Genomic DNA, 24,946 nt, shown 5'->3' with positions numbered 1-24,946 from the left:
GTGCCCGTGACGTTGATGCGGCCCGGCAGGAGCCGGGCCGATCAGGTTCCGATCGTGCGGTATCAGAGGGACGCGAGCTGGCAGGGCTTCGTCGCGGCGCTACCGGCGGCGGACGCGCTGCTGCTGCCGGTAGCCGCGGCATTGGCCGGGCCGCCGTTGGCCACGCCGGTGTCGAAACTCTGCGTACCGGCGCCGACGCTGCCCGTGACGAGATCGCGCACGATGGTGCTCGGCCCGGAGACCGCCGGGCTGTAATCGGCCCCGGCATTGCTGATGACGGTCCCGCTGCTGTCCTTCTCGACGGCCTCGATATGGAACGGGGTGTAGGCGCAGTCGAGGTTGAATTGGCTGTAGTAGCCGAGATTGTCCTGCATGGGGTTGAAGAGCCCGTTGCTGTAGCCGATCGGGTTTCCGTTGACGGTGATCCAGAGCGGACCGGGATCCGTCACCCGGATGAACACCAGCGGTTGGGTGCACGCGCCGCCGGTCGCCGGGGGCGGGCAGCTCACGGCGACGAAGTTGATGGAGGCCGACGCCGGTGTCGCGGCCACCGCGAGACTGGCCGTCGCGGCGAGGGTCAGGGCTCCGAATCCCTTGCCCATCAAGGTGTTCCACTGCATTCTGAACTGTCTCCTAGCTCGGTCTTACCCGACGACGTGGCAACCGTTGAGGACGGAACTGCCGGTGGCTGCCGCATTGCTGCTGCCGTTGGTGGCGAGGCCGGGCGCGACGCCATTGGAACTGCCGTTGTAGAAGCCCTGGACTCCGGCGCCGAGACTGCCGGTGGTGAGATCGCCCAGGATCGCGCCCATCCAGTTGTACTTCGGTGTGAAGTCGGCCGAGCCCTGGCTGATCGTGGTGCCGTTCGCGTCCTTCTCGGTGGCGACCACATGGAACGGCGTGTAGAGGCAATCGAGCCACAGCTGTAGGGAATATCCGCCCGCACCGTTCGCAGTCGGGGTGAAGGCACCTGTCCCGAGCGTGTTTCCGTTGAGCGTGATCCACACCGGATTCGAATCCGTCGTCGACACATACACATAGGACTCGGTGCACGGCCCGTCGACTCCGCTGGCCGGACAGGACGCGCTGACGGCCGTGATAGCGGCCGAGGCCGGTGCCGCGGGCATGGCGAGCCCCACGGCCGCGCCCACCGCGAGCATCCCGATCCCTCTGCCGCCCAATGCTTTCCACTTCATTGCTGTGGTGTCTCCTTGCTTGACCCAGGCAGGATCGCCCCGGACGAGCGCAGCGTAACCGCGGTAGACCAGTGGTGAAACAGGTATGTTCCACAAATATTGTGGCATTGACAGCACCGGGTCGAGGATGCCTACGCCAACCGCCCGCTCAGTTCACGACAGCAAAAAGGCCCGGCGGCAGCCGGGCCTGATCTGGTCGAACGTTGGTGCGCGATACTGGGATTGAACCAGTGACCTCTTCCGTGTCAGGGAAGCGCTCTCCCGCTGAGCTAATCGCGCGGGTCTCGGTCGTTCTTTGAGCGGATGACGAGATTCGAACTCGCGACCCTCACCTTGGCAAGGTGATGCGCTACCAGCTGCGCTACATCCGCATGCTCACCCGGCCTTGTGGGCCGATCGGCTTGCGGGACAGAACATTAGCGTATGGGTGTGGGGTAGATGCAAATCGCCTGGAAATCGACCTATTCGGGTGGTGAACGAGACGTGACGTGGTGGGGGTGTCGTCCAGCTCACTAGACGTGCGGCGAGGTTGGGCGGTCGGAGGCCGTGCGCGCGATGAGATCGGGCAAATGCGGCAAAGGCCGCGCGATTCGACGCTGTACGGTGACCGTTCGGTATGCGGGAATGTCGACATGTGAAAAGTGCTGGGGTACAGCAGAACTGGGTTCACGCCTGACGTATCGAAATCCTGGATATCCCGAAATCCGCTCAGGCAGAGGCATTTAATGCCGCGGCTGGATCGTCGTATGAGACCGATGATTATTCTTGCGTCCCACTCTTGTCCGGATGGTTGCGGCTTGGTTCAGTGATCGCGCCCCGATACGGCGGGTGCTCTAGGCGGGAGAGGGTTTTGGATGGATCCAGTGACGATGATCATGACGGCGTTGGTCGCGGGCGTGGCGAAAGGAGTCGGCGAGGGCGCCTCGACGGCGGTTGCTGACGCCTACCACGCGTTGAAGACCGGGTTGGCGCGGCTGTTCGGCGGGAATCCGGCCGCGGAATTGGTACTGGCCCAACACGAGTCGGATCCGGACGTATGGCAGGTCCCGCTGACCAAGGTCCTGACCGAGACCGGCGCGGATCGCGACGAGCAAATCCTCGCTGCCGCAGAGCAATTGCTCGCACTGTCCGTTTCCGCCGGAGGCGGCTCGCAGCCGTATGTGGTGAACGCGCAGGGCGCGAATATCGGGAATATCGGAAACCATGCCCGGCAGACGAATAACTTCGGTGTTGCGCCTGCCAACCGTGACGGGAAGTAGGGACCGCGTTGTCGGACGCTAGCGAACACCGGGTCATCGGGGTCAGGATCAGTCGGCGGGTGCTCTGGATCGGTGACGACGCCTATCCGCTGCAGAATATCGCCCGGGTAGGTCCACGAGAGATCGTGCCTCCCAAGCAGACACCCGTGAAGGATTACCTGAAACTATTGGCGGCCGGAGTGCTTCCGGCGCTCATCCTGGGCCTCATGTTCGGCGCCGGACTGGGATGGATGGTGTTCCTCGTCGTCTTCGGCCTCGCCACCTACCGGCTGATTCGCGTGCTGACGAACGAACAGACCAGGCTCTACGCCCTGATGATCGAAACCGCCGGCACCCCGAACACGGCCCTGGTCAGCAGCGATATCGACACCATGGTCGAAATCGCGCAGAACATCATGAAGGCGATCGACGACCCGCAATTCGAGTTCGCGCGAAACATCACCGTGGACGCGCGAGGCGCGAATATCGGCAATATCGGAGATCATGCAAGGCAAAGCAACTCGTTCGGCCTGCCGCCCACCCATTGACAGCTGGTGCGCGATACTGGGATTGAACCAGTATCGCGCAGACTCACCTCAGGGCCCTGTGCAGCAAAAATGTGCTTCTGCCATGACCCGACTCCGACACCATCACCGGCCTACTCGTCACCGCTGCTGAAAACACTTGGGCTGCAATCCAAGCCCATCACCCCGACGTCCCCAACGTCGCACTGACCGTGGGAGCCGGATCGACAGGCACCAGCGAAATGACCCTTGGGAACTCTGCTCCGACCCGCTGGATCCGCGGCGAATACGAGCTCCACGAACTGTTCATTCGTGAGGAAGGGCTCCAGCGTGGCGATGGCACAACGAGCGATACTGCGCTCTTGGTGAGGAATTGGGGCTCACGACGGCACGAACCGAACCGAAAGGGCGGGCGCAAGTCCAACAACGGTGTACCGGCAGAATGCGGGGTACTATCCTCGGATCAACCATTTACCTCGTTTGTGGCCTTGATTAAGAATTCAATGGAATCGCGGGTTTTCTGATCGTTGAGTTCGAGCTTGGAGAGGTCCATTGTCCCTACCCAAGATCCCGATTGAACGCGTACGTTATTGTTCGGTCCGATCCAAACCTTATCATCGAAACCTTTCTGTGCTTCGAAGCTGGGGTCTCGGAGTCGGTCCGCGCTCATGGAGCTGCTTTGTGACATATCCAGCATTCCTACTCGTAGGCCACCGGTCCGGTTGAGTATGCATACACTACCCAGTCCGACTGGTTTGCTAGGGTCGCCGCTATTGGGGTCCTCGGCATCTACGGCGAACTCGCTCTTAAGGAAGGCTACGAACTCCGCGCACAGCTTCTTTTGATCATAATTCGACTGCGTCGAGTTTGTGCCACTGCTGGACAGCCCGCAGGCGGACAGAGCTACCAGTAGCGGAACGGCATAGGCTATGATCTTGCCTTTTGATGTGGTCATTTGATTATCGACCAATGATTGTAGACATTATCGCCATCCGTTGGTGAGAAGTCTGAGAACGAATTGGTATCTGGATTTGGCCATGTATTACTCCAGGTAAACCCTTCCTGTGAGGTTGTTTCCTGTTTCAGGCGATTACTGCTGATCTGTGCATCGGTGAGAACCTTTACGATCTTCATGATCAGGGTAGTTATCGTGCTACATACATCTGTAACGAGATTGATAAAACTCCATACAAGTTTGGCAGAAGAGAAGTCATGAACAAAGTTCTTGACGGTATCAACCAGCTTGTTGATATTATCTTGTAGGTCGCCGTAGAATCCGACTACACTCTTGGCTGTGTCCTCGAGTTCGGAGGCGCACTTCTCGCAAAATGCGACCATGGCCTTGAATGCGGGCATCTGTTCCTTGTACCGCATTGTTTCGTAATTGGTAGCGCCGTATCCTCGCCAATGTTTCGCCGCCGCCGCATTAACGGCATCCTCGGCGTTGGTCACATTTCCCTTGACGTTTCGCCATTCATCAGCAACCTTGATCAGGGTCAACGGCAGGTACATGCCGTCAACAAACTGCAGAATGCCGGGATTTCCGTTCTCCTGATTACCATTTACGCATTTGTCGATTGCGTCAATGACATCGCCTTTCTTTGACTCCAGCAGTAGAACGGCTGCGAGTCCAGCTGGTGCGCCAGCGATTGATGCCATTGATGTGTAGGCAATCGACTTCTGGAGGCTGTCGAAATCCTTTTCCGCGTTACTGACCAGGCCGTATAGGTCCTTTTCCTTGTCATGTATCAGTTCGATGTAATTCGATAGCGCTGTAGTGTCCATGACTCAAGTCCTGGTGTAGTTGCAGGATGAAGATTTGCTCACTGCCCTGATAAATCGTCGAAGGTGTCTTTGTTGACATGCTCCTGGTTTGCATATAGCTCGCGACCTGCTGACAGCGCTTGCATGACGTACTTGCAAGCGTTCATTCCCTCGGTTGCCCGGTCGCTAGCCCACGGAGCAACATCCTTGTAATCATCGTAGAATTTAGTGAACAGCCCCATCTCGGACTTCACGAGGTCCACTTTGCCGTATTTCAGGGAATTGACGGCGTTATACATGAACAGTCCGGCAACGGACCAGTCATTCTCAAGACTTTTCAGTTCCGTCAAAGAAGCCTTGACGACCTCGTCTACCATGCAGAAATCCCCCTCGCGTCGATTAGTTCTTGCCGGTGCTGATTCTTGAATTCGGCCAATTGTGCGTCGGAATAACGCGACCAGTCTCTTTGTGCGTGAAATTTTTGTTGCATAGATCGAATTTGGTCGGCACATGCTAAGATTTCGGACTCGATCGCATATGGATCGGCGCATCCCCACCATTGAGACCAAACACGGATGGAACGGATGTTCTCGCGATTGCCGATTATGGTTGTAACCGGTTCGTCGTTTTGCAAGGCTTGGCCATGTACACGGTATCGCCCGGCCCCGAATAACTCATCTCGCAGACGGCTGTACTGCTCCCAGGTGCTTGTCTCCAGAAGCATGATCAGTTGCTGTCGTTCGGAGAGGAAGTGACCATGTGGGTAGTCCAACGGAAATTCGCCGCCGTTTGCTTCGCGTAGTCGCCCCAAGTGCCGCGCCATCGCACTTTGATAAGCCTTCTGGAGTTCTCGCCCTACCTCATGCGCTGACACCTGATAGTGCCAATTGCTCGTGAACTGAAGTCGGACGGGAAGGAGGCCACCGTCTACCTCCATGGTCACGAATGACGATCCCGGTACTGCCACTGGCTGTGTGGCGCTGCTCGGAGAAGCTTGTGCCTGTGATGCCTGGGATGCGGTTGGTCGCGGGGATGGCTGTGGTGCTCGCCGTGGAGGCGGTGGAGGCGTCGGCTCGTCCTCCCAGTCATCGCCGCCGAAGTTCCCGAAGTTCGTGTAGTGAATCACCATTGCGGTGAACAACACCCCCTGCTGCCCAATATCAACTTGCGACAAGGTATCAGGCGGCCAGTATCAGTACAATCCGACACGACCAGCCGTTTCGTGGCGCCTTCGCCGCCGGGCTGCGAGCCCCTGGGTCCAGGTGTCATACGTAAGTTCGTGATATGGGAAATTCACGACAGCAGAAAGGCCCGGCGGGAACCGGGCCTGATCGGGTCGAATTGTGGTGCGCGATACTGGGATTGAACCAGTGACCTCTTCCGTGTCAGGGAAGCGCTCTCCCGCTGAGCTAATCGCGCGGGGGTAAATCGTTCTTTGAGCGGATGACGAGATTCGAACTCGCGACCCTCACCTTGGCAAGGTGATGCGCTACCAGCTGCGCTACATCCGCATGCTCGCCTTGGCCTTGTGGGCCGATCGGCTTGCGGGACAGAACATTAGCGTATGGGTGGGTGGTCAATGCAAATCGCCTGGAAAACCGGGTGTTTCGGGCGTGGTGGAGGGGGAGTGGCGAGGTGGCCCGCGCCCGGAAACGACGAAGAGATCCGGCGTTGGCCGGATCTCTTTCCCACTCCACCATAGCGCGTCGGGCGGGGCTTGCCGCAAGACCCGGTCAGTGAGCTATAACTGCTGGTCGGAGAGCGAGTGGGAGGAGTTTCGATGCGAGTTCTGCTGTCGACCATCGGGTCGCGGGGCGAGGTGCAGCCGATGCTGGCGCTGGGGTTGGAATTGGTTCGGCAGGGGGCGGAGGTCCGGTTGTGCGCACCGCCCGACTTCCGGGGGCTGATCGGCGCCTACGGGCTCGAGTTCGTGCCGGTCGGTCCGGAGGTGAGCCAGGCGGGGGCCGTGCGCGGGGCGCTGCCGACTCCGCAGGAACGGCGCGACATGATCGCGGGCACCGTGGCCGACCAGTTCGACGCCGTTGGCGCGGCAGCCGAAGACTGTGAACTGCTGATCGGTTGCGGAGCCTTGCAGATCGCCGCCCACTCCATCGCCGAGCTGCGTGACATCCCCTACGTCTACGCCGCCTACGCCCCCAACACCCTTCCCTCCGAGCACCTTCCACCCCCGCCGCTGGGCCCCGGCGTCGACACCACCGCCGACAACCTCACCCAGTGGAAACAGGACGCCGACCGCTGGAACGCCCTCTGGGCCGAACCGCTGAACGCCCGCCGCACCGCCCTGGGCCTGTCCCCGGTCACCGATGTCCGCGACCACATCTTCACCGACCGCCCTTGGCTGGCTGCCGACCCGATCCTGGGCCCTTGGCCCGATTCTGCACCGGGCGTGCGGCAGCGCGGGAGCGGTCTCGGCGTCTGGCAGCCGGGCGCGTGGTTCGTGCGTGAGCCGGGATCGCTCGACGCCGAGCTCGAGGAATTTCTCGCCGCGGGAGAACCGCCTGTGTATTTCGGTTTCGGCAGCATGCACATGGCTCCGGAAACCGGCCGCGCCGCCCTCGACGCCGCCCGCGCACTGGGCCGCCGTGCGCTGATCCTGCGTGGCTGGTCGGGTCTGGACGTGACCGACAACGCCACCGATTGCCTGGTCATCGGCGACGTGAATCACCAGGCCCTGTTCCCCCGTGTGGCTGCCGTCGTCCACCATGGCGGCGCGGGCACGACGACCGCTGTTGCCCGCGCGGGCGTGCCCCACGTGGTCGTGCCGCAACGCTTCGACCAGTTCTACTGGGCAGACCGGGTGACCACCTTGGGCATCGGATTCGCCCACGCCCCAGGCGAAGTCACCACCGCCACCCTGATCCCCGCGCTGGAGCAAGCCCTCACTCCGGAGACCATCGCCCGCGCTCGCGAACTCGCCCCGACCCTCATCCCCGACGGCGCGTCGCGCGCCGCCGAACGGATCCTCTCGCTCACCCCGAACAGTGCGTAATCGCAGGTGGCCTGGAACGTACCGGCCCCAAAGCGGTGCCGTGCCCGTCAACGGTCACGGGCACTCGCGGCTCACGCGGCCGGCTGGTCGGCAACCGACTTGGTCTCGGCGACCGGCGCGGCCTGAGCGCGGGAAAGTCGCACCGCCGCAACGCACATGACCACCACCGACAAACCCACGAAAGCAGTCCCCATCGGCCCGCTGCGCAGCCGCTCGTCGAGCACCGTCATCCCCAGCACCGCCGCCCCCAGCGGCTCGGCGACGGTGAACGCGGGCAGCGACGCCGACAACGGCCCCACCTGATAGCCGAGCTGCTGCACATACAGCCCGAGCATGCCGCAGGCGACAAGCACATACAGCTCCCAGCCCGTGAACGCATCTGAGATCCCGCGCCCGAACTGCTGGGTGACGCTCGCGGTCAGCGCCGCCGAGATCCCGAACAGCAGTCCGGCCGCCGAACCCAGCAACAGCGCTTGCAGCGTCGGCACTTTCACCGTCGTCGCCACCGCAATGGCCGCCACGATCACCCCGATCAACAGTCCCAGCGGCAGCAACCACTTGTGCCACGGCGCATCCGACACTCCCTCGGTCGGCTCACCGACCACCAGGAAGCAGGCCAGCGCGATCGACAGCGCCGCCGCCTGCGCCCACATCACCCCGGTCACCCGCCGCCCGCTGTAATGCGCGGCCAACGGCAGCGCGAACACCAGCGCCGTCACCAGAATCGGCTGCACCACCAGCACCGACCCCAAAGCCAGCGCCGCCACCTGGAAGCCGAATCCCCCCGCGTCCCCGATCAACCCCGCCACCCACCGCGGATTGCGAATCAATTTGGCCAGCAGCGCATCCCCTTCGGGCACATCCGCCGCCGCTCGCTGCTGCGCCACCGCAGACACCGCGAACAACACGGCCCCGACAAACGCGCACACGACCGCGGCAATAGGTAGGTTTCCCACCCGGCCAGTCTGCCCGACCACACGATCCCGGTCGGTCGGCGACCCCGGCTCGCAGGTTCGGGCGGGATCGAGCTCGCCTCAGGCGGGACCGGCGGTCAGCGGGTAGCGGGCCGCCGGGGCGGCGCCGTGATAGAAGTACCGGCCCAACCCGACGGTGAAGATCAGCTGCCCGTAGAGCGCATGCTCGGCCGAAGCGGTGAACAACGACCGCGAATTCAAGTACCGGGCCGCGAACAACCAGCCGCCCACCGTGCTCGCCGCCACCGAGAACCAGCTGCCGAACACGATGTGCACGTACCCGAAAGCCGCGGCACTGGCAGCGACCATCGCGCGCCCCTCACCGAAAACCGGTGCGTACCGATGAAACAGGAACGACCGGAAGATCAACTCCTGCGGATACACACTCAACGCCGGATACAACACCATCACCGCCAGCCACACCAACGGATTGCGCCGCGGCAACGCGAACAGATCCTCCCGCCGCAGCAGCGCGGTAGCCGCGGTCAACGCCACCGCATTGACCCCCGCCGTCACCGCCATCGACTTGGCTTGCTCCGGAAACGCCTCCGCCCGCCACAACGATCCCCGATCGAACCCCTTCGACCTGCGCAGATACAGCGTCACCCCGGTCCCCAACACCAGCAACGCCGGAATCGGCGGCTTCCCCCGCAACACCGCGTTGTACAACGTCGTCCCCCCGAAGAACAACGCCACATACTCAGCAGCCAGATACCCCCGCCGCCACCGCTGAATCCTCATGGCCTCCACCATAATTTGCGGCCAGTGACCGCGCCGGGCACGGAAAGTGAACCTTCCGGTTTGTCCACCCCGCCCGGGTTGTTCGCTCCGGGCGGGGCGGGCCGTCAGGACAGTTGCACCTTGGCGGTGGCGCGGCCGAAGATCTTGCGGCCCTGGTGAGTTGCGGTGATCGCGACGGTCGCGATGCCGGTTTCGGGGTCGAGTGACTTCACCTTGGCGGTGTATTCGATAGCAGCAGGCTCGATATCGGTGACATACACCGGATTGCTCATGCGGACGCTGTACTGCTTGAGCGCGCCCGGATCACCGAGCCAGGAGGTGACGAACCCGGCCCCGTAAGCCATGGTGAGCATCCCGTGCGCGACCACACCGTGCTCCAGACCGACCAGTTGGGCGGCTCGCGCATGCCAGTGAATCGGGTTGGCGTCGCCCGCGACACCCGCGTAGCGGACCAGATCGCCGATGGTGAGTTGAACTGTGCGGGAAGGAAGTTCGTCACCAACCGACACCGTGGCGGCAGGCCGCGAGTGGGTGCTGCGGTAGTCGGCGAGCGTCGGATTCCAGACGGGCAGTTCGGTCCGGCGGGGCGCGCGCCGAATAAAGGTGTCCATACCGCGGTGCACGATCTCACCGATGAGCTGATTGGCTTCCGCGTGCTCATCGGAACGCTCGGACCGCGCGATCACACTGGTACTCCCCGTCATCACCGCCTCCCCGTGCTGATCGGTGATCACGTTCTCGAACATGAACATGTCCCCACCGAACGCCTGCCGGAACGAGGTCAGCGCGACATTGCTGACCAACCGATCCCCGACCAGGATCGGCCGATGGAAGTCCAACACCTGATCGGTCTGCACCGAAGCCCGCAGGTCGTACCCGGTCAGCATGCCGCTCATCGCATGCTGCACCGGCGCGGCCAGCAGCGAGGCGAAGGTCGAGGTCGCGGGCAGCGCCGGGTAGCCGAGTTCGGCGGCGGCCCGCTCGTCCCAGTGCGCCGGATGATCGTCCTGAACGGCGGCCGCGTACTCGCGCACCTTCTCCCGCCCGACCTCGTAATACCCGTCGAGCTGAAAACGACGGTCCACCATCGAGATCGCGTGTGCGATCGGGTCGAAGGTCGCGGGCTCGGCCATGCCGGCCATATCGGTCATGTCGGACTCCAGAATGCGCAAGACGATCCCCTCTGTCGTGGATGACGAACTGACGGAAATCAAGCGACCCTGCGCTCGATCGAAGGGGAGCCGCACCGGCCCCGCCCACATCCGAGCCATCGATGTCGGGCGGTAGCCACCGAAACCTTCCGGGCGGCATGCGAAGGATAGCCACCCGCGTGGTTCGGCAATACTGCAGGGATGGCCGTTCTGATCATCCAGCACCTGGAAGTCGAGCAACCCGGCGTGATCCTGGAGGTGCTGCGCGAGCACGCGATCCCCACGACCACCCGCATCCTGACCGCGGAACCGGGCGTGTCCGCCGAGGACCTGCCCCCGGTCGCCAACCTGACCGGACTCGTCGTCATGGGCGGACCGATGAACGCCGACGAGCTCGACACCTACCCGGCCCTGAAGCTCGAGCGCGAATTGCTCACGCAGGCACTGGAACTCGAACTGCCGACGTTGGGCATCTGCCTCGGCGCACAGTTGCTGGCCCGCGCCGCCGGACTGTCCGTGTACTCCGGCGGCCACGGCTATTCCGACGAACTCGGCTGGGCCCCACTACGAGACGTCGACCGCACCGACCCGCTGGTGGGCCCGCTCGCGGACGCCCCCGCCGTCCTGCACTGGCACGGCGACCGCATCCGACCCGATGCCGCCCTACCCGTCCTGGCCGCGACCGATTCCACTCCCGTGCAAGCCTTCCGGGCCGGGCCCGCCGCCTGGGGCTTGCAGTTCCATCCCGAAGTCGATCCTGCGTTGCTGGACCAGTGGCTGGCCGAACCCGATTTCGCTGCCGAGGCCCACCGCGTCCTCGGCCCCGACGCCCTCGACATCCTCCGCGAGCAGGCCCGCACGGCGTTCCCGGCAGTGCGCCCTCTGGTCGAGCGCAGCCTGAGCCACTTCTGCGACCTGATCCGCGCCCGCACCGCCGGGTGACCCCGGCCGACGGGTCGAAACCTCCCTATCCAGGGAGATCAGCGTGACGCGGAAGAATTCTGCGAGCCAAGGGAATTCGCGTGCCGGCGGTTGTATCCGGCCCACAGCAGCGCGATGACCGCCCGGCGCCAGGCCGCCCCGGCCGCCCGCAGCCACCCCGACCCCGTGGACTCGCCATGTGCTGCGGCAGGTCCGAGGGTGGACCGCTCCGGAGAATCCCCGGCCGGGCGGTCCGCCCTCGCCTGCCGATGCTGGATCCGGTCCCGCTCGAGGATCCGGGCGGCCAACCGCACCACCACATCCTCGAGCCCGAGCCCGATCGATTCCGCCCGCAGCGTGGCCAATTCGAGGGCCAACTCGCCCTCGATCGCGCTGGGGTCACTGAGCATCTCGTCGAGCGCCATGCCGTCGATGGCCTGCTCCTGCGTCAGATCCCATCCCGGCAGCCAGCTGAGCACCCACGCGCCGCCCGCGGGACCGGGCACCAGGTGCGCGGTCTCGGGCGTCATATCGCTGGTAATCGCGCGACCGGAAATTCGGAGCGACATGGCCATCCACTCTCTCGGCGGGACGTTGCGATCAATCTACGGCCACGCCCTTGGAACTCTCTACGAATTTCCTTGCATACCCTGTGAAGTGAGGGCGGACATACCTTGTGAAGCCGGACAAACCTCGCAAATTCAGCGTGGCGCGGGCACATTGATGACGAGCTGATCCGGAGTCGGGTTGGTGCTCACCGACACCGCGACCCGCCCCGAACCCGGCATGCTGAAAATCACCGAGTTCCAGCCGTAGTGGCCGTCGTACTGGGTGCTCTTCGTCTGGGTGTCGCTGGCGCCGGAATCGAGATTGGTCATCGTGACGGTTGCGGGGATTTGGCAGTTGCTGCCATTGTTCGGTGCGGCCGAACCCAGCGGATTCGCGGCGGCATCAACCTTGAAGCTCACCGTTACCCTTACCGAACTATCGATGAAGTTCGCGAAATCACCGGCCTGCTGGCCCTGATCGGCCATCAGCTCGGCGGTCATCGTTCCGGTGCATCCCGGCCCTTGATCGACATGCGCCGGATCGAAATACAAATGCCCATCCGCCGACGCCGGCCCACTCGACAGCGCGTACAAAACCACCGGCAAGATCGAAATTGCCGCACCCCTCGAAACGCTTCGCATCATGACTCCTGTTCTCGCGCGGAACTGCGGAAACACAGCGATCGTCCAGCAGGGGCCCACGCTACCCCCGCGCTCTCACCCCCGAGCTGTCGCACTCCACCTCTATGGTGAAGCGATGGCATCGGTCAAACAGATCCAAGTCACCTTCGACTGCGCCGACCCCGAACGCGTCGCCCGATTCTGGTGCGAGGTACTGGGTTACGTCGTCCCGCCCCCGCCGCCGGGCTTCGTCGACTGGGCGGCGTTCGACCGCTCCCTCCCGGCCGAGCGGCAGGGTTCCGCCTTCGCCTGCGTCGACCCCACGGGTGTCGGTCCGAGACTGTTCTTCCAGCGGGTCCCCGAGGGCAAGGTCGTCAAGAATCGGGTGCATCTCGACGTGCGGGTGGGCACCGGCCTGGTCGGTGCAGAACGCCTGGCCGCCCTCGAAGCCGAATGCATTCGACTGGAGAAGCTCGGTGCGGTCCGCGTCGAACTGCTGCGCGCCGACGGCTTCAACGAGTCCTGCCAGGTGATGCAGGACGTCGAAGGCAACGAATTCTGCCTCGACTGACCGGCCGATTCACCGCGCGTCCCGGTCGCTCTCGAGTAGCCTTCGGCGCGTGCGTATTTCGAGTCGATTGTCGCCTTTGCTGAAGTTGATGCTGGTCGGGGGTCTGGCCGTCGCCGGGATGGCCGGACCTGCCGCCGCGGAGCCGACGCCGTCGCGATTGCTCACCGTGATGCAGTCCGGCGTGCTGCGCGTGTGCACCACCGGCGACTACCCGCCCTACACCGTGCGCGGCGCGGACGGCACCTACCAGGGCGTCGACATCACCCTCGCCACCGACCTCGCCACCACCCTGCACGCAGTGCCGCAATGGATTCCGACCACCTGGGCCAGGCTGGCCGACGACTTCGTGGCGAGTTGCGACCTGGCCGTCGGCGGCATCTCCGACACCCCCGATCGCCGCCGCGTCGCCGACTTCTCCCTCCCGATCGCCACCGACGGCAAAACCCCCGTCACCCGCCGCACCACCGGCGACACCTACTCCACCATCGCCGACATCAACCAGCCCGGCGTCCGCGTCATCGTCAACCCCGGCGGCACCAACGAGAAGTTCGCCCGCACCAACTTCCCGGACGCGAACATCATCGTCTGGCCTGACAACCTGACCATCTACGACCAGCTGGAGCAGGGCAACGCCGACGTCTTCGTCACCGACTCCGTCGAGGGCCGCTACCGCCAGCGCACCCACCCCGACCTCCAGGTCCTCCACCCCGACCACCCCTTCGACTCCGCCACCAAGGCGTATCTCCTGCCGCGCGGCGATCTCGCCTTCGACACGGTCGTCAACATGTGGCTGCAAGCTCAGCTCAGCAGCGGCAGATCCACGCAACTTCTCGACACCTGGCTCAACTGACAGCAGAGCGCGTTCGTAGGTGGCGATCGTTGGGAAGCGGTCCTACCGAAAACCTCGGTATACCTAGGGGGGTGGTTCAAATGGCAAACCGTGTCGCCGACACGTTCCAGCGGTGGGCGCGTGACCCCGAAATCACGACCATGGCGGTCGCGACGCTGCGTCCATGGGCCTCGGTTCTACCGGGCCTCCGCTTGGACCTCGCCTCCGCACTTCGTTTACGGGCGTTGGCCCTGTCCCTCGAATATCGCTACGACGATGCCCTGATCGATGTCGAGCAGGCACTACGAATCTGCCCTCGCACGCCCATCTTTCGACGCACGACCGCAGAGGTTCAATTCGCCGCGGCGTTGAGCCTGCGCGCCAACCTCTTACGGTGTGTCGGTCGAGAACAGGAGGCAGTGGACGACGCGCGGGCGGCGCTCACCCTGTGCCGAGAGCGGCTCCCGCACGCGCCGCACCGATTCGGTCCCCACCTGCTGAGCTCGCTGGACGAACTGGCCCGCTCCCTCGACAGAACCGGTGAACCCGGCCAGGCACTACCTTTCGGCGAGGAACTCGTCGACATCCTGCCTCGCCTCGCCCCTCTCCGACCTCGCTACCAGCGCTACTTGGCCAGCGCCCTGCATCAACTCGCCGGCTACACCTCCGACGCCGGCGATCTCACCGACGCCTTGCGTCTCGCCAACGAATCCGTCCAGCTGTACGTACATCTCGCTCGCGACCACCCGAATTCCTTTGCACTCCAGGTAGACCTGGCAACACACAATCGAGACCTGTTCCTGGACCGCCTCAACCAAGCAAAATCCACCTAACCCCACGGCGCTGGGTCGATCGGCCCGCCCGGCTTCCAGCCGCCGTTATAGCGAGGCGACACTTCATACCAGTCGATGTTGCCGCGCATCAGCATTTTGAGGATGTCAAAGAAAATATCGATCTGATCCGCTTCCTTGTCATCGAACGAGTATTTGCCGTAGTCGGGCATTGCCGCTTCTATGGCAAGGACTGATCGCAGGTAGTCATTGCACATGTTCACCACGGCACGGATGGCTTCGTCGAGAGTCACTCCATGCTGATGGCGGTAGGCTATGACCGAGCTGCATCGATTGTTTGCGTAGAGGTCTCGGTCGAGCGAGTTCAGGTCGTTGACAAAACCTCCGTACAAGGCAACCAGATATTGGATGTGCTCGATTACCGGGTGCCGGAGAAACGTGGCTTCCGCATCGATCCCCATCGCCATCATGGCGCAGTCGGTGATATAGGTCTGGCCGTAGCTGTGCCGCCGCAGCCCTTGATAGAGGTCGAAGTCGGGTGTCTGACTCAGGTAGTTCGCCCGCGTCTCCCAGACGCCGGTTTCGGCCGATGCAAGCAGTGACCGCGAGATCCGCGACCTCCACGGGCTTCCGAATCGCTGCTCGGTCTCGCGCAGCAGACTTACCAGTGTCCGATCCATCGGCTCGGAAAAGTCTTCACCATCTCGCAGCGGCGGACTATTGCTGAGTATCCGGATCTGTGTCCGCGCTGTAGTTTCCATGAACTTCTCGAAGAACCCGTCGAGTTCCTGGCCGGCATTGGTATCGAATCGCATCTCGAATACGGCACCCCATGTCCACCACCGGTTGAGGAAGGAGCGATCGTCGGCACTTTTCAACATCGGGTGGGCCAGCGCGGTCCACAACGGAATATCGATAGCGCGCACCAAATTGGCCGCATCGCTGTCGAAGGAGAAGAACCCCTGATCCACGCCCCAGCGAATGAGTTCCTCCCCGGCCCCGGGATCCTTCACGACCACCGACGAGGGAATCGGACAGTACAGCTCAGGAATATGCATGTCCGACTCATTCCGAATCTGGTGTGCCGTGTCGTTGATGAAGACGTAAGCGCGGTTCTCGCGGAATCAGTGTCGGGCCGAGTCGAGCCTCGAGCGGTGAGGGAGGGAAGGTGACCGGCTCGACAGTCCACCGCGCGGCAATGGATGCGAGAGCGAGGGTTTCCTCGGCGAGGGCGAAGGTTTCGCCCATACATTTGCGGGCGCCCGCCCCGAAGGGGATCCAGGCGTTGCGTGGCCATTGCGTCGATTGATCGGCGCTCCACCGATCGGGGTCGAAGCGGTCGGGGTCGGCGAACAGGTCGGCCCGATGGTGAATGATGTAGGGGCTGTAGATCATTGCGCTGCCGACAGGAAGCCGAACTCCCGCCAGCGTCGTGTCCACCATGACGGTCCGGGTGAAGATCCAGCCGGGCGGGTACAGCCGCAAAGACTCGTTGAGGATCTGCCGTGTCAACTGCAGACGCGGCAGGTCGTTCCAGGTCGCGATCCGCCCTTCGAGCACGACGTCGACTTCTGAACGTAGCCTCGCCAGGACAGTGGGGTGATGCGCGAGTAGGTGCAGCGCCCAGGTCAATGACGATGCCGCCGTTCCGATCGCAGCTGTCAGGAGAGTCAGGATTTGGTCTTGGATCTCCGTATTGCTCAAGGGGTCGCCGGCGTCGTCGCGCGCCGCAAGGAGTGCCGAAAGCAGGTCGCCGTAATCGACTCCGCTGCGGTGGTAGCTGTCGATGACAGTATCGACGGCACTACGAACGCGGGCGAGGGCGCGTTGGAAACGACGGTTCCAGAGGGCCGGAAAATTGTCCGGCAGACGGGCAATCGCGTACAGCAAGACACCGCGGTTGATGTCGGTGAGCGACTCCTCGACGGCAGCTGCGGCCGGTCCGGCCGAATCGGCGACGAACAAGGCCTTCGCAGTTATCTGACTGGTGAGTCGGCTTGTCTCCGCATAGACATCGATGATCTGACCGTCGTGCCATGACCCCACGAGGCCCGCGATCTGCTCGGTCATTATCCGCGAATATCCAGGGAAGCGGCCGCTGTGAAAGGCGGGTTGAAGCAGCAGTCGCTGCCTTCGATGATCGTGGTACGAACAGGTGCCCACACCATTCCCGAGGACTTTCCGAAAACTGTCGTGGACCCGCCCACCCATGTCGTATACACGGTGGTCGATGAGTAATTGGTGAGTGAGGTCCGGATCGCAAACGACAACGGCCTTCCAAGTCCCGATTCGGACTTCCACCAGGTCGCCTTGCGCCGGTAGCGATTCCAGGAACCCGAGGCCCGTGCGCAGTTGAAGCAGGTGGCCGATCAGCGGCAAGGCTCCGCGAGCTGATACCACCTTCGACGTGACCTCCACGATGACCCATCTCCTCGGCGGTCGCCGACGATCCCGACCGCGCGGTGCGCTGGTGCGGTGAATGTGTTTGTCCTGCATAGGTACTCGGTCATTTCGATGGTAAATCGAGACGATGCCGGGTGGGGCGGGTTTCTACACTGAGGTGACCGTTTCGTTTGTGAGGGGCTGCGATGGTCGACGTGACGACATTGTCGATCGAGGATCACCGGCCCGAGGCCCTGCTGGAAGCGGCCGCCGCCGTGTGGCTTCCGGTGTTACGGCAGGTGGTAGCGACCGCGCCGGAACCTTTGGCCCGGATGTCGGGCTATCACTTCGGGTGGTGGGATGCCGACGGCACCGCGGTGGCGGCGCGGCCCGGCGGGAAGGGCTTCCGGGGTGGGCTCGCGGTGTGTGCGGGTGTGGCGTGCGGGGCAAGTCCGGGCCGGGCGGCGCGGGCGGGCGCAGCGGTGGAGTTACTGCACAATTTCACGCTGGTACACGACGATCTGATGGATCGCGACCGTCTGCGACGCGGGCGCGCCACGGTGTGGAGCGTGTGGGGTGCCGATACCGCGGTGCTGATCGGGGATGGGTTGCATGCGTTGGCGATTCAGACGCTCGCGGGGCATCAGCCGTCGACGACGGCGGTGGCGATGGTGATGCGCCTCGAGGCCGCCGCTATGGAATTGTGCCGGGGCCAGTACGAGGATCTGGCGTTCGAAACACAGGCGACAGTCGAGATGGCCGACTACACGCGGATGGTGACCGGTAAGACAGGGGCACTGATGGGCGCCGCGTGCGCGCTGGGCGGACTCGCCGCCGGTGCCGAAACCTCGGTGGTAATGGAATTGGAAGCGTTCGGCCGCGCGCTCGGGGTGGGGTTCCAGATCGTCGACGATCTGCTCGGGATCTGGGGAAAGCCTGCGGTCACCGGTAAACCCGTCGGCGCGGATCTGGCCCGGCGTAAGCGGTCGCTGCCGGTGCTGGTGGCCTTGGCCGGCGGCGGTGACATCGCCGCGGAGTTGGCAGAGTTATATCGCCCCGGGCCGATGCTGACGTGCCAGCAGATCGCCCGTGCGACAGCGTTGTTGGAGGCGAGCGGAGCGCGTGAGATCACCACCGCCGAAGCCGATCGCCGGATCGCGCAGGCACTCGCCGCGCTTCCCGACCACATCTCGACCGCCGATCTGAGGATGCTGGCGCAGGCCGTAGGGCGACGAGGGGCCTGAGGTCAGCTTCGCTGGAGCGGCCATCTCACCCGGCCGGATCCTAGGTGGGTCGAAACAGCAGAAAGGCCCAGCGGGAGCCGGGCCTGATCTGTATGAAACTTGGTGCGCGATACTGGGATTGAACCAGTGACCTCTTCCGTGTCAGGGAAGCGCTCTCCCGCTGAGCTAATCGCGCGGGTATTTAGTTCCTCTTCAAAAGAGAAGAGGCGGCGACGGGAATCGAACCCGTGTGCACGGCTTTGCAGGCCGTTGCCTCACCACTCGGCCACACCGCCAAGCAGGCCGTGTTGGCCCCTCGAGCGGATGACGGGATTCGAACCCGCGACCCTCACCTTGGCAAGGTGATGCGCTACCAGCTGCGCTACATCCGCATTTCGTCCCGGGGGCCTTTCGGCTGTCCCGCTGACGAGGTAGAACATTAGCCGACGCGATGCGCATGCAACAAATCGCCTGGTAGACCGGGGTAAATCCGAACTACAGGCGTGTAGTTCCGCGATGGCCTGCGCGGATGCGGTTCTCGCGGAACACGGATCGCCTCCCATCCCACCGCGCCCCGGCGACGCCCCCGTGTCCCCTTGGCAACACCCCGGTGAAACCTCACCCACCCCACACCCCTCAGAAACCCCAGTTTTACGCCGCTGTGCACGCGATTTGGTCCATCGGCAACCAGGTGTGTAGTCTTCATTCTCGTTCGAGCGGCACGAAAACGCCGCTCCGAACAGTCGCCTCGGCGACATCCCGAGGTTCTATAGCTCAGCGGGAGAGCACTCGCTTCACACGCGAGGGGTCGCTGGTTCGATCCCAGCTAGAACCACTGAAATGGCCGGTCCATCACATGGACCGGCCATTTTCGTTTGTCCGGCTATGCGGCCACCGAAAATCGGGGGCGGGTGTGCGAGCGGGTGATCAAGCGGGTGAGGGCGTTGGCGACCTGGGTCGGTTGTTCGATGATCACCGAGTGCCCGGCGCCTTCGATCAACACCAGATCCGAGTGGTCGACGGCCGCGGCCATGGCGACGGAATGGGAGGGCGGAGTCAGCGAGTCGGCTGAACCGCACAGCACCAGGGTCGGGATGGACGACAGTGTCGCCAGTGCGTCGGTGCGGTCGTAGGTGGCGAGGGCTTGGAGGAAGGCGGCCATCGTGACGATCGGCGTTTGGTTGTGGATCGCGTTCGCAAGGGTCAGCCAGTGGGCGCCAACCCTGCGATCTCCTCGCTGGGCCCTGCGGATGACCGGCGTAAAAGCCTTGCCCGCCACTAGTTTCGCGCCATGCATGAGGCCGGGCGCGTAGCGCACCGCAGCCCGGAACACCGAGATGACCGGGTGGCGCAGGAACCGACCCAACCCCGCCTCGGTGAGGTTGCCCGCCGCCGTCGCGATGAGCCCGACGCCGACGACACGGGTGCCGATTTCGTGCGGGTTGAGGCTGACATAGGTCAGGACGCTCATGCCGCCCATGGAATGGCCGACGAGGATGACCGGTCCGGTGGGAGCCACAGTGGCGAGCACCGTCCCCAGGTCGTCGGCGAGCTGTTCGAGGGTGTACGTGCGCCGATCGGCGTGGGCGGAGTCGCCGTGACCGCGATGGTCATAACAGACGAACCGCGCGTGAGGGTACTGCCGCAGCAGGTCGTCGCGGACCGGGACCCAGGATTCGCTGTGGCCGCAATGCCCATGCGAGAGGACCACCGTCAGCTCGGCCTCCCGGGGTCCATCGACCCGAACCTCGAGCGCCACCCCATCCCCGGCCCGGACCACGGCACGAGTCTGCGCCGAGTTGGCGAGGCTGCTCACGATCGACATCGGTACTCCAATTGCTCAGCGGGGTAATCCCACTATTCGCTGAGCAGCCCGCCGATCAGAGCCTCCCGGGGACTGAAGACCCCTCCCCAAGGTGTCGCCCAATTCCACCAAGGTGAGCTCTCACCCGGCCACGGCCACCGTCGGCATGATGAACTCGCGGCATGGAGAAGCCCATGGACCTCGACGCTCACTTCGCCCGCCGAGCGCGGGAAATCCAACCGCATCCGGCAGACCCGAACAACCTCACCGAACGCGAGTACCTGCGCCAGTTCGCGGCCCGCCCAGGCATATTCATCGGCTTCACCAGCGTCCGCGGCGTGATGTGCTTCCTCCACGGTTACGACTACGCTGCCCGCCGATCGGGCGGCCCAGGCCTGGATGGCTTTCGCGATTGGCTCCTCACCAACCACCTTCGCCGTGAGAGCAGCTTCACCTTCGATGGTCTGATCAAGCAAATTGCACTACCCGACTGGGACTTCATCACAGACCTCACCCCCGAACAGGAGATCCACATCCTGGAAGTGCTCTTCGACCTCCTCGACCAATTCCTCGCAGAGCGCGAATCCCTCGCCTGACCACTGCTCATCCCTACAGCCCCCGATATTCGACGAGCAGGCAACCTGGCGCACGAACGTCGAGAAGGGTTGTGCCTCAGTGCATTCTGGCGGGGTGTGGCGCGCATTCCAGGAGGAGGAACAGGGGGCGGGGGAAGTTGGTGTTCCACCAGGGGTTTCCGCGGCGTTGCTCGGGGGTGGGGTGGGGCTCGCGGAGGGCGGTGATGGCGAAGCCTGCCGAGGTGATCATCGCGATGTAGGTCTCCAGCGAATAGAACTGCTGGACCGAGGGGACGGGGGAGAGGTGGCCGGCGACGTTGAATTGTTGTTCGACGGTTCGGACGCCGAAGTAGGTGTCGATGGGGAGGTCGTTGCTGCCGGGTGGGGTGCGTTCGGCGCGGGCCGTATAGAAGCAGGGGTGCATGCTGAGGAGGAGCATGCGGCCTGTTGGTTTGAGGATTCGGGCGAATTCCTGGAAGCGGCGGCCGGGATCGGAAATGCCGTTGGGGAGGCGGTTGGCGATGACCAGGTCGATGGTGGCGTCGGGGAGGGGGAGATTCGCTACGTCGGCATGGTGGTACGAGGCGGATTGGGGGCGGTGGTCGGGATGGGAGCGGGCCGCGGTGATGAATTCTTCGCAGGTGTCGACGCCGTGGACGTGGCGTGCGCCGCGGGCGAGGAGTTGGCGGGCGAAATAGCCTTCGCCGCAGCCTGCGTCGAGGATTTCGAGGCCGGTGCAGTCGCCGACGGCGTCGAACAGCGCGGGGTCGGTGAGTTGGGTTTGGTAGGGGTCGAGTCGATCTCGGATGACGTTGATCCAGAATTCGGCATTGCGCGCGTAGGCGCTCGTCACTCGCTCGTCACCAAGCACGACCGTCAGGGTAGGCCGCTTCCCGCTAGCTGTCTGCGATCTGTGGGGTGATTGCGGGTTGGGGGGTGGGGTGGGGAGTTCGGGGAGGTTTGGGTTTTGGTTTTTCGCCGAGGACGTAGGTGCGGATTATCGAGACGTTGCGGAAAAGGAGTTGGAAGGCGATGGGGGCGGTGATGCCCATGAAGAGGCCGAGGGTGAAGAGTTCCCAGCGGTGGTGGATGCCCAGGTGTTCGAGGACTATTCGGGTTCCTGCGGTGGCCAGGTCGTGGAGGAGGTAGATGCCGAAGGAGAAGCCGCCTATCCAGGCCAGGAGTTTGAGGTTGAGGTAGTCGCGGGCCGAGTAGATGAGGATCAGGGCGGTTGCGCCTACGGTCAGGGTGATCGAGCGGTCCTCGTAGCCGTCGGGGTGGAAGACGTTGTCGATGGACAGCAGGCGCACGGTGTAGAAGCCGATGAATGCGGTGACGGCCAGGACCGCTGGGGTGCCGCGCAGGTCGAAGAGGGAGTGGCGGCGCAGGCCATAGCCGATGAGGAAGAAGGGGAGCAGGCGGACCGCTCCGCTGACGGTGAAGACGTCGACCCGGGCCGGGACCTGCACGACGATATATCCCACGGCCGCAAGGGATGTGGCGATGGCCCAGCCGGTGCGCGATTCGAGAACGCCGAGGCTGTCGAGAATTCCGATGGTGAGGAAGATCAGAAAGATCGACTGCAGAAACCACAGATGTTCGAATCCGAACACATAGATGCGCCAAATGGGCAGATTGTGTGGGTTGTAATTGGTGCCCGGGATGTTGCAGGCCAGAATGTATTGCACCGTGCCGACCGTGACCAAGGGGTAGAGCAGGCGGCGGGACTTGCCTTTGATCAGCCGCGGATACTGCTGCCAGCGGGTGATCGGCACCATGGCGTAGACGTAGCCGGAGAGCAACGTGAACAACGGCATGCGAATATCGGCCAGCGCGAGATACGAATAGTGCCAACCGGAATGATCGCCGACGCGTAGGCCCTGATTGCCGATGCCGATGATATGCCCGGCCACCATGAGAATGACGGCCATCCCCCGGAGCGCCTGAATGGAAGGGTCTTGCCGGCGGGTCGGCGATGCGCCCGGGGCCGCCACGATGTGAGACATCCGCATCCGATCGGGTATTGCCCTCAACCACTCCATCGAGCAACTGCGAGCAGTCATTGAGCAACTGCGGTAGCTATTTTATGCGGTGCCGGTAGACATCGCAGCGCATCCGGCGAACCTGTGAATGCGTGAACTCGCTTCCGCCATCAAGGAATTGGAGAATCGTCGCCGCGACGGAAACTGGTCGGTTGGACCTCGGTGCGCTGTCTCGTTGCCTCGGCGTAACGACGCGCCAGCTGTACGCACGCGGCTTCCAGAGCAGGCGGTCCGACAATCTCGAACGCCGCATCGAACCGGCCAAGGTCGGCGGCGAGACTCGTCCAGGACCACGAGCCCAGCACCAGGCGGCAGCGATCCGGCCCGAGCTCCTCGACGGTCCCATCCCTGAGATAGGGGACAACCTCGGAAGCGGGCAGCGCGAGGATCACTTCGCCGCGGCAAGGCGGCGCGCCGGAACCGTCGGTGCCTTGGAATCTGCTGGTCACGAAGGCGGCGACATCCCCGCCGGGAAGCGCACGCGGGGTGAATCGAGGGCCGGTCGGCGTGCGCGGGGTGATGCGGTCGGCCCGGAAGATCCGCCAGTCGGCACGCTCGAGATCCCAGGCAACCAGATACCAACGCCCGGCCCGGACGACGAGGTGGTGCGGTTGTACTCGGCGCGGCGGCATCGCGACCGGTTCATCCGCGGTCCGCGAGAACGCTGGAGCATAGTCGAAACGCAACTCCTCACAAGCATGCACGGCAGCCGCGAGCTGGGTGATCACCGTACTGTCGACCATCGAATCGGATTGGGCCGCAACAGATTCGACAGCAGTCACCGGCAGCGTGTCGATGCGATGCCGCAGCCGGGCAGGCATCACCTGTCGCACCGTGTGCAGCGCTCGCGCCGCAGCCTCCTCGATGCCGACTCCGCCTGCCGCAGCGGCGATCTGCAATGCGACGGCGAGCGCCACCGCTTGCTCATCGTCGAAAAGCAGTGGGGGAAGCCGTGATCCGGCATCGAGCCGGTAGCCACCGTCCGGGCCCTTGCTGGCCACGATGGGATAGCCGAGCTCGCGCAGCCGGTCGACATCGCGGCGCACCGTCCGCGGACTCACCTCCAGCCGCTGCGCCAGCAACAGTCCGGGCCAGTCCCGGCGAGCCTGCAGCAGCGACAGCAGCGACAACAATCGCGCGGAAGTTTTCGGCATGCCCGAGATCCTGCCCGCAATAGCGGACACTCCCTGTCCGCTACCTCCGTGAGGGTGGTCGCAGCGGACGCAACAGCGTCCCGACCCGAGCAACCGAGGAGCCGACCATGACCGTCAACACCGTCGCCCACCTGAACTTCCGCGGCGATGCCCGCGCGGCCCTGACCTTCTATCAATCCGTCTTCGGCGGCGACACGATCATCGTCACCTACAAGGACGCGGAGAACGTCCGTCGCGAGTCGGAGGCCGACCAGGTGATGTGGGGACAAGTGCTCGCCGACAACGGTTTTCGCGTGATGGCCTACGACGTCCCCGCGGATCTGCCGTTCAGCCGAGGCGAGAATTCGTTCTTCGTCTCGCTGCGCGGCGACAGCGCCGAGGAGATCACCCGCTATTGGGAGCAGCTCGCCGACGGCGCGATCATCCTGCAACCCCTCGGGCCTGCCGGATGGGCCCCGCTCTACGGCATGCTGACCGACCGATTCGGCATCACCTGGGTGCTGGACGTGGTCGCCGACTACCGCGCATCCTGATCGGACACGGCGGAGCCGCAGGTCATGGACCTGCGGCTCCGGTGTTGTCTGGGCCTTGTCAGTGGTGTTGGAGTTTGCGCTTCATCTCCTTGTCGAGGTTCTGCGCGTCCGCGCGCACCTGCTGGGCTTCCCGCTTCATGCCGGCGCCCATGCGATCCATGTCGCGGCGGGCTTCATCGGCGACGCGGTCCATGTCGCGCTCCATGCGCTGACCCTGGTCCTGCATGCCCTGCTTGACCTTGTTCGCCATCTGACCGGGTTTTCGGCCGTGCTTGCCAGACATTCCAACCTCCGTGTCGGTAGGTCTTGGTCCGAGACAACCAGTCAGGACGCGGAGTGAGGCCGCGTCCTCCG

At 63.8% G+C, this 24,946-nt stretch carries 28 protein-coding genes and 8 tRNA genes; 11 read left to right on the top strand and 25 right to left on the bottom strand.

All coding sequences use genetic code 11. The features are described from left to right. Positions 1 to 62 precede the first annotated feature (62 nt). From ACYVN4_RS11585 to ACYVN4_RS11570, 4 genes are all read right to left on the bottom strand, one after another. Positions 63 to 620 (bottom strand): hypothetical protein, encoded by a 558-nt coding sequence (locus ACYVN4_RS11585; protein ID WP_460720114.1) that lies wholly within the window; start codon positions 618 to 620, stop codon positions 63 to 65. A gap of 24 nt (positions 621 to 644) precedes the next feature. Continuing rightward, positions 645 to 1,196 carry a hypothetical protein gene (locus tag ACYVN4_RS11580; RefSeq protein ID WP_460720112.1) on the bottom strand — a complete coding sequence of 184 codons (552 nt, stop codon included), beginning with the start codon at positions 1,194 to 1,196 and terminating at the stop codon, positions 645 to 647. A gap of 204 nt (positions 1,197 to 1,400) precedes the next feature. Beyond that, positions 1,401 to 1,475: transfer RNA gene (locus ACYVN4_RS11575), tRNA-Val, on the bottom strand. Positions 1,476 to 1,494: 19 nt separating this feature from the next. Further along, positions 1,495 to 1,567: transfer RNA gene (locus tag ACYVN4_RS11570), tRNA-Gly, on the bottom strand. Between the two features lie 483 nt (positions 1,568 to 2,050). Between ACYVN4_RS11570 and ACYVN4_RS11565 the strand changes: the two genes are divergently transcribed. Next, positions 2,051 to 2,455 carry a hypothetical protein gene (locus ACYVN4_RS11565; protein ID WP_460720111.1) on the top strand — a complete coding sequence of 135 codons (405 nt, stop codon included), beginning with the start codon at positions 2,051 to 2,053 and terminating at the stop codon, positions 2,453 to 2,455. A gap of 8 nt (positions 2,456 to 2,463) precedes the next feature. Next, positions 2,464 to 2,982 (top strand): DUF6232 family protein, encoded by a 519-nt coding sequence (locus ACYVN4_RS11560; protein WP_460720109.1) that lies wholly within the window; start codon positions 2,464 to 2,466, stop codon positions 2,980 to 2,982. 439 nt (positions 2,983 to 3,421) lie between these two features. On the opposite strand, the gene ACYVN4_RS11555 is transcribed toward ACYVN4_RS11560, so the two are convergent. From ACYVN4_RS11555 to ACYVN4_RS11530, 6 genes are all read right to left on the bottom strand, one after another. After that, on the bottom strand, positions 3,422 to 3,913 hold the full coding sequence (locus ACYVN4_RS11555) for a hypothetical protein (RefSeq protein WP_460720107.1): 492 nt from the start codon (positions 3,911 to 3,913) through the stop codon (positions 3,422 to 3,424). Continuing rightward, on the bottom strand, positions 3,910 to 4,743 hold the full coding sequence (locus ACYVN4_RS11550; RefSeq protein ID WP_460720105.1) for a hypothetical protein: 834 nt from the start codon (positions 4,741 to 4,743) through the stop codon (positions 3,910 to 3,912). The genes ACYVN4_RS11555 and ACYVN4_RS11550 overlap by 4 nt, the downstream gene beginning before the upstream one ends. A gap of 38 nt (positions 4,744 to 4,781) precedes the next feature. Continuing rightward, the gene (locus ACYVN4_RS11545) at positions 4,782 to 5,099 is read right to left on the bottom strand and encodes a hypothetical protein (protein WP_460720103.1); all 318 of its coding nucleotides are present in this window, start codon (positions 5,097 to 5,099) and stop codon (positions 4,782 to 4,784) included. Beyond that, positions 5,093 to 5,665 carry a hypothetical protein gene (locus ACYVN4_RS11540; RefSeq protein ID WP_460720101.1) on the bottom strand — a complete coding sequence of 191 codons (573 nt, stop codon included), beginning with the start codon at positions 5,663 to 5,665 and terminating at the stop codon, positions 5,093 to 5,095. Before ACYVN4_RS11540 ends, ACYVN4_RS11545 begins: the two co-directional genes overlap by 7 nt. 401 nt (positions 5,666 to 6,066) lie before the next feature. Then, positions 6,067 to 6,141: transfer RNA gene (locus tag ACYVN4_RS11535), tRNA-Val, on the bottom strand. A 19-nt stretch (positions 6,142 to 6,160) separates the two neighbouring features. Further along, a tRNA-Gly gene (locus tag ACYVN4_RS11530) sits at positions 6,161 to 6,233 on the bottom strand. Between the two features lie 269 nt (positions 6,234 to 6,502). On the opposite strand from ACYVN4_RS11530, the gene ACYVN4_RS11525 reads away from it, so the two are divergent. Then, positions 6,503 to 7,732: a glycosyltransferase gene (locus ACYVN4_RS11525; RefSeq protein WP_460720099.1), complete on the top strand. Its 1,230-nt coding sequence runs from the start codon at positions 6,503 to 6,505 to the stop codon at positions 7,730 to 7,732. A 71-nt stretch (positions 7,733 to 7,803) separates the two neighbouring features. On the opposite strand, the gene ACYVN4_RS11520 is transcribed toward ACYVN4_RS11525, so the two are convergent. From ACYVN4_RS11520 to ACYVN4_RS11510, 3 genes are all read right to left on the bottom strand, one after another. Further along, positions 7,804 to 8,688 (bottom strand): DMT family transporter, encoded by an 885-nt coding sequence (locus ACYVN4_RS11520; protein ID WP_460720097.1) that lies wholly within the window; start codon positions 8,686 to 8,688, stop codon positions 7,804 to 7,806. A 78-nt stretch (positions 8,689 to 8,766) separates the two neighbouring features. Continuing rightward, positions 8,767 to 9,447 (bottom strand): CPBP family intramembrane glutamic endopeptidase, encoded by a 681-nt coding sequence (locus tag ACYVN4_RS11515; RefSeq protein ID WP_460720095.1) that lies wholly within the window; start codon positions 9,445 to 9,447, stop codon positions 8,767 to 8,769. Positions 9,448 to 9,551: 104 nt separating this feature from the next. Next, positions 9,552 to 10,598 (bottom strand): fused (3R)-hydroxyacyl-ACP dehydratase subunits HadA/HadB, encoded by a 1,047-nt coding sequence (locus ACYVN4_RS11510; RefSeq protein ID WP_460720093.1) that lies wholly within the window; start codon positions 10,596 to 10,598, stop codon positions 9,552 to 9,554. Between the two features lie 201 nt (positions 10,599 to 10,799). On the opposite strand from ACYVN4_RS11510, the gene ACYVN4_RS11505 reads away from it, so the two are divergent. Next, positions 10,800 to 11,540 carry a type 1 glutamine amidotransferase gene (locus ACYVN4_RS11505; RefSeq protein ID WP_460720091.1) on the top strand — a complete coding sequence of 247 codons (741 nt, stop codon included), beginning with the start codon at positions 10,800 to 10,802 and terminating at the stop codon, positions 11,538 to 11,540. A 38-nt stretch (positions 11,541 to 11,578) separates the two neighbouring features. Here ACYVN4_RS11505 and ACYVN4_RS11500 read toward each other — a convergent pair whose 3' ends face one another. Both ACYVN4_RS11500 and ACYVN4_RS11495 read right to left on the bottom strand, forming a co-directional pair. Beyond that, positions 11,579 to 12,088 carry a hypothetical protein gene (locus tag ACYVN4_RS11500; RefSeq protein ID WP_460720089.1) on the bottom strand — a complete coding sequence of 170 codons (510 nt, stop codon included), beginning with the start codon at positions 12,086 to 12,088 and terminating at the stop codon, positions 11,579 to 11,581. A 132-nt stretch (positions 12,089 to 12,220) separates the two neighbouring features. After that, positions 12,221 to 12,745: a hypothetical protein gene (locus tag ACYVN4_RS11495; protein WP_460720087.1), complete on the bottom strand. Its 525-nt coding sequence runs from the start codon at positions 12,743 to 12,745 to the stop codon at positions 12,221 to 12,223. A 79-nt stretch (positions 12,746 to 12,824) separates the two neighbouring features. Between ACYVN4_RS11495 and ACYVN4_RS11490 the strand changes: the two genes are divergently transcribed. The 3 genes from ACYVN4_RS11490 to ACYVN4_RS11480 all read left to right on the top strand — a co-directional run bounded on the left by ACYVN4_RS11490 (position 12,825) and on the right by ACYVN4_RS11480 (position 14,921). Further along, complete coding sequence (locus ACYVN4_RS11490) at positions 12,825 to 13,259, top strand: VOC family protein (RefSeq protein WP_460720085.1); 435 nt, start codon at positions 12,825 to 12,827, stop codon at positions 13,257 to 13,259. Positions 13,260 to 13,308: 49 nt separating this feature from the next. Continuing rightward, positions 13,309 to 14,109 (top strand): transporter substrate-binding domain-containing protein, encoded by an 801-nt coding sequence (locus tag ACYVN4_RS11485; RefSeq protein WP_460720083.1) that lies wholly within the window; start codon positions 13,309 to 13,311, stop codon positions 14,107 to 14,109. Positions 14,110 to 14,189: 80 nt separating this feature from the next. Beyond that, the gene (locus ACYVN4_RS11480) at positions 14,190 to 14,921 is read left to right on the top strand and encodes a tetratricopeptide repeat protein (protein WP_460720081.1); all 732 of its coding nucleotides are present in this window, start codon (positions 14,190 to 14,192) and stop codon (positions 14,919 to 14,921) included. On the opposite strand, the gene ACYVN4_RS11475 is transcribed toward ACYVN4_RS11480, so the two are convergent. Both ACYVN4_RS11475 and ACYVN4_RS11470 read right to left on the bottom strand, forming a co-directional pair. Beyond that, complete coding sequence (locus ACYVN4_RS11475; protein WP_460720080.1) at positions 14,918 to 15,937, bottom strand: terpene synthase family protein; 1,020 nt, start codon at positions 15,935 to 15,937, stop codon at positions 14,918 to 14,920. The genes ACYVN4_RS11480 and ACYVN4_RS11475 overlap by 4 nt on opposite strands. A 7-nt stretch (positions 15,938 to 15,944) precedes the next feature. Further along, entirely contained in the window at positions 15,945 to 17,297 is a 1,353-nt protein-coding gene (locus ACYVN4_RS11470) for a cytochrome P450 (RefSeq protein ID WP_460720078.1), read from the bottom strand. A 179-nt stretch (positions 17,298 to 17,476) separates the two neighbouring features. Between ACYVN4_RS11470 and ACYVN4_RS11465 the strand changes: the two genes are divergently transcribed. After that, positions 17,477 to 18,505, top strand: a complete 1,029-nt coding sequence (locus ACYVN4_RS11465; protein ID WP_460720077.1) for a polyprenyl synthetase family protein — start codon at positions 17,477 to 17,479, stop codon at positions 18,503 to 18,505. Positions 18,506 to 18,605: 100 nt separating this feature from the next. On the opposite strand, the gene ACYVN4_RS11460 is transcribed toward ACYVN4_RS11465, so the two are convergent. The 3 genes from ACYVN4_RS11460 to ACYVN4_RS11450 all read right to left on the bottom strand — a co-directional run bounded on the left by ACYVN4_RS11460 (position 18,606) and on the right by ACYVN4_RS11450 (position 18,876). Beyond that, a tRNA-Val gene (locus ACYVN4_RS11460) sits at positions 18,606 to 18,680 on the bottom strand. Between the two features lie 29 nt (positions 18,681 to 18,709). Further along, positions 18,710 to 18,780, bottom strand: a tRNA-Cys gene (locus ACYVN4_RS11455). 23 nt (positions 18,781 to 18,803) lie between these two features. Further along, positions 18,804 to 18,876, bottom strand: a tRNA-Gly gene (locus ACYVN4_RS11450). Between the two features lie 371 nt (positions 18,877 to 19,247). Between ACYVN4_RS11450 and ACYVN4_RS11445 the strand changes: the two genes are divergently transcribed. After that, positions 19,248 to 19,319 (top strand) — tRNA-Val (locus ACYVN4_RS11445). Between the two features lie 48 nt (positions 19,320 to 19,367). Here ACYVN4_RS11445 and ACYVN4_RS11440 read toward each other — a convergent pair. Further along, positions 19,368 to 20,309, bottom strand: a complete 942-nt coding sequence (locus tag ACYVN4_RS11440) for an alpha/beta fold hydrolase (RefSeq protein WP_460720075.1) — start codon at positions 20,307 to 20,309, stop codon at positions 19,368 to 19,370. 173 nt (positions 20,310 to 20,482) lie between these two features. Here ACYVN4_RS11440 and ACYVN4_RS11435 point away from each other — a divergent pair, with 173 nt between their 5' ends. Continuing rightward, positions 20,483 to 20,884, top strand: coding sequence for a hypothetical protein (locus ACYVN4_RS11435; RefSeq protein ID WP_460720073.1), 402 nt, complete (start codon positions 20,483 to 20,485; stop codon positions 20,882 to 20,884). A 76-nt stretch (positions 20,885 to 20,960) separates the two neighbouring features. Here ACYVN4_RS11435 and ACYVN4_RS11430 read toward each other — a convergent pair whose 3' ends face one another. The 3 genes from ACYVN4_RS11430 to ACYVN4_RS11420 form a co-directional block, all read right to left on the bottom strand. Next, on the bottom strand, positions 20,961 to 21,734 hold the full coding sequence (locus tag ACYVN4_RS11430; protein WP_460720071.1) for a class I SAM-dependent methyltransferase: 774 nt from the start codon (positions 21,732 to 21,734) through the stop codon (positions 20,961 to 20,963). A 25-nt stretch (positions 21,735 to 21,759) separates the two neighbouring features. Continuing rightward, on the bottom strand, positions 21,760 to 22,869 hold the full coding sequence (locus ACYVN4_RS11425) for an acyltransferase family protein (RefSeq protein ID WP_460720069.1): 1,110 nt from the start codon (positions 22,867 to 22,869) through the stop codon (positions 21,760 to 21,762). A 146-nt stretch (positions 22,870 to 23,015) separates the two neighbouring features. Further along, complete coding sequence (locus ACYVN4_RS11420) at positions 23,016 to 24,059, bottom strand: helix-turn-helix transcriptional regulator (RefSeq protein ID WP_460720067.1); 1,044 nt, start codon at positions 24,057 to 24,059, stop codon at positions 23,016 to 23,018. A gap of 107 nt (positions 24,060 to 24,166) precedes the next feature. On the opposite strand from ACYVN4_RS11420, the gene ACYVN4_RS11415 reads away from it, so the two are divergent. Then, positions 24,167 to 24,592, top strand: coding sequence for a VOC family protein (locus ACYVN4_RS11415; protein ID WP_460720065.1), 426 nt, complete (start codon positions 24,167 to 24,169; stop codon positions 24,590 to 24,592). Between the two features lie 58 nt (positions 24,593 to 24,650). On the opposite strand, the gene ACYVN4_RS11410 is transcribed toward ACYVN4_RS11415, so the two are convergent. Continuing rightward, on the bottom strand, positions 24,651 to 24,875 hold the full coding sequence (locus ACYVN4_RS11410; protein ID WP_460720063.1) for a hypothetical protein: 225 nt from the start codon (positions 24,873 to 24,875) through the stop codon (positions 24,651 to 24,653). Positions 24,876 to 24,946: the final 71 nt, after the last annotated feature.

The organism is Nocardia heshunensis, assembly GCF_054782115.1.
The sequence above is the reverse complement of the archived record's forward strand: the minus strand, read 5'-3'. Positions and strand labels throughout refer to the sequence as shown.